Annotated in this window: 2 protein-coding genes; both read left to right on the forward strand. The window is 35.3% G+C overall.

The genetic code is table 11. From position 1 onward, the window contains the following. Nucleotides 1-223: 223 nt before the first annotated feature. The gene (locus ACFPIB_RS17455; protein WP_378018758.1) at nucleotides 224-1,702 is read left to right on the forward strand and encodes a hypothetical protein; all 1,479 of its coding nucleotides are present in this window, start codon (nucleotides 224-226) and stop codon (nucleotides 1,700-1,702) included. A gap of 315 nt (nucleotides 1,703-2,017) precedes the next feature. Next, nucleotides 2,018-2,566: an REP-associated tyrosine transposase gene (locus tag ACFPIB_RS17460; protein WP_378018759.1), complete on the forward strand. Its 549-nt coding sequence runs from the start codon at nucleotides 2,018-2,020 to the stop codon at nucleotides 2,564-2,566. Nucleotides 2,567-2,919: the final 353 nt, after the last annotated feature.

The raw sequence follows: 2,919 nt of genomic DNA on the forward strand, positions 1-2,919 counted from the left end.
TCTCTTCCGTTTTTCTTTCTTTTGATGGGTACTCACCGAGGTTTTGAATAGTTGGTCGAATAACTTTCTTAACCAAAGTGGGTACTTTTTTTATCCCGCTAATTCACTTTTAAAACAGTTTCTTAAAATAGAAGATTATCCTAACTCTGTTGATAAATGCTTCTATTGCAATCAAGATATACCTTCAGATAATAAACTAATTATTAATAAAATACATGAATTAGTGTCAAATGAAGGAGAAAAAGAGTTAGATACTCTTCACCAATCATTGGAATTAACTTACAACTTTATAAGTAAGAATCTTGATAATAACAATTTCAATGAAGGTAATCTTGGTTTATTATTCTCAATTGAGATTTATGATATTGAAACTAGGAAATTCATTCTTATAGAAAATTTACTCGAGAGTTGTTTGAATAATTCTTATTTAACAGATATTATAAAGAATATAATTGACTTAAATCCTAATGAAGGAAATGAGCTTTTATTAAAAGAGATAAATTTAACCCTAGTTACTATTAGAAGCCAGATTTCATTAATTGAAAATGAATTGACAATTTTAACAGAAGAACTTTCAAAGCTCGAATTAGTTAAAATTGCTAATCAAAAAAAGCTAAATTCAATTTTAGATGAAGAGTATAAATTAAAATCTAAAGTCGAATTAGGAAATCTAATTGAATTAATAGACTCAATCAAGAGCTATTCAGATGAATTAGCTAAAATAAAAACAATCAAATTAAAAGTTTCCAATAAGAAGAAGCAAGCAGAAAAGGAGTTGATCAACGATGAATATCTTCAAAAATTTAAAAGTCATTTAGATAGTTTTAGACTTCCTAAAAGAGAAAAAATTGCGCGCATTTCTCGAATTGAAGCTGGGAAAAGTATTATTGAATCAAACATAGAAGGACATAAACTTGAGGGGATTCTTAGCGAGGGGGAAGCTAAAGTGCATGCCATTTGCGATTGGTTTGCTGAATTAGAAGTTTCAGATTCGGAAATCGCAATCTTTGATGACCCAATTACTAGTTTAGATCATGGAAACATCAAGATACTTGCAAAAAACATTTTCAGCTTAACTAAAACCCACCAAATTATAGTTTTTACGCACAACTTGGAGTTTTATAACAATCTAGTCGAACTGATAAATGGTAAAGGAAATATTACTAAATCTGGTTGCTTAATTTGTAAAGATTTACCTGATTCTGAAAAGTGCAAAGGACATATAAAAACTCAAAATATCTTATTAAAATGTTCTAGTTTTTACCAACTTAAACACTTTACTTCACCAGGATTTTTAGAACCCGGAATACCATTTAATAGTCTTCATTTTATTGACAGATTTAATAAAATCAAACTTGATTTAGAAACCGCGAATGATTCTACGGTTGATAAGGAGCTTAGATCTGCAATAAATGACTTTGTTGAAAAACATGTTTTTGCTGATATAAAGAAATTTATTTTTAATAATAATGACTTAATCACATTTAACAAGGAAAGATTAGGGACAATTGAGGATGCTGATTTTGAAAGGTTGAAAGTACTTCATGGAGAAATTTCAGCAAGCTCTGGTACACTTCATTCTACTGAGGATGCACTTACAGATACCTTTGACCCAAGAGATTATATCAAGATTTATGATGAAATTGCAAATATTATAAATAAGGCTACTGGGAAACCTAGTCTATCTTTGATAAATAATTAGCCAAAATTTACTACTCACATCCCCTCACATCCCGCAAGTTTAGGCTGAGCCGTAACTTGCGGGATGTTTAATTTAGCCAGTTAGTAACTGGCGGAAGCATTGCGTTTTTTTTACGACTTTTCCTTCCTAAAACCCTATCGTTTTCATAGCTGGCAGTTTTAGTTGCCTTGCAGGCAAGGTAAGTTACAAACTTACCAAAGGGGTTCCCACAAGTTGCGCTGCGCTAAACTTGCGGGATGGAACGCATCCAATCCTATCATGGAACTTGAAACGGGTTCTGGCGTTAGGAGGATTTTTTGCAAAACAAGTTGCGTTATGAGCCGGAGCTATAAATTCTGGGACCAGGAGAAGCTTTACTTTGTTTCTTTTGCTACCGTAAACTGGAACGATGTTTTTACGCGGCCGCTTTACAAAGATATTGTAGTGGCCAGTCTCAATTATTGCTCCGAAAAGAAAGGCCTTGAAGTTTACGCCTGGTGCATCATGACCAATCACGTGCATTTAATTATCGGCAGCCACTCTGAACCGCTGGAAGCTATTATGCGCGACCTCAAAAAACATACTTCCAAAACCATTCTCAAAGCCATTACCGAAAACCCGCAGGAAAGCCGCCGCGACTGGATACTCTGGCACTTCGCCCGCGCTGGCAGAAATAACCAAAACAACAAAGACTACCAATTCTGGCAGCAAAACAACCAACCCATCCTCCTGGATTCCAATTTCCTGATCGAGCAAAAACTCCATTACCTGCACCAAAATCCCGTAGAAGCCGGCATCGTTTCCGAACCCGAACACTACAATTACAGCAGCGCACAGGACTACGCCGACAGCAAAGGCCCCGTAAAAATCATTTTACTCGAATAAATTTCATCCCTCAAGTTTAGGAACAGCCGCAACTTGTGGGTATAAATCCGGTAAGTTTGTAACTTACCTTGCCTGCAAGGCAACCAAAACTGCCGGCTATGAAAACGCTAGGGTTTTACATAGAAAAAGTCACCACCCTCCCCTTTTCACAGAAATTCCACATGATATTCCTAAACTTTTGGGAGTCAAACATCCCCCATCGAAAATTTTAAATTGGCCCGCTGATACTAAGAAACTGTTTTAAAAGTGAATTAGCGGGATAAAAAAAGTACCCACTTTGGTTAAGAAAGTTATTCGACCAACTATTCAAAACCTCGGTGAGTACCCATCAAAAGAAAGAAAAACGGAAGAGA

The sequence above is a fragment of the Adhaeribacter terreus genome (genome assembly GCF_042657365.1).
Classification (GTDB): Bacteria; Bacteroidota; Bacteroidia; order Cytophagales; family Hymenobacteraceae; genus Adhaeribacter_A; species Adhaeribacter_A terreus.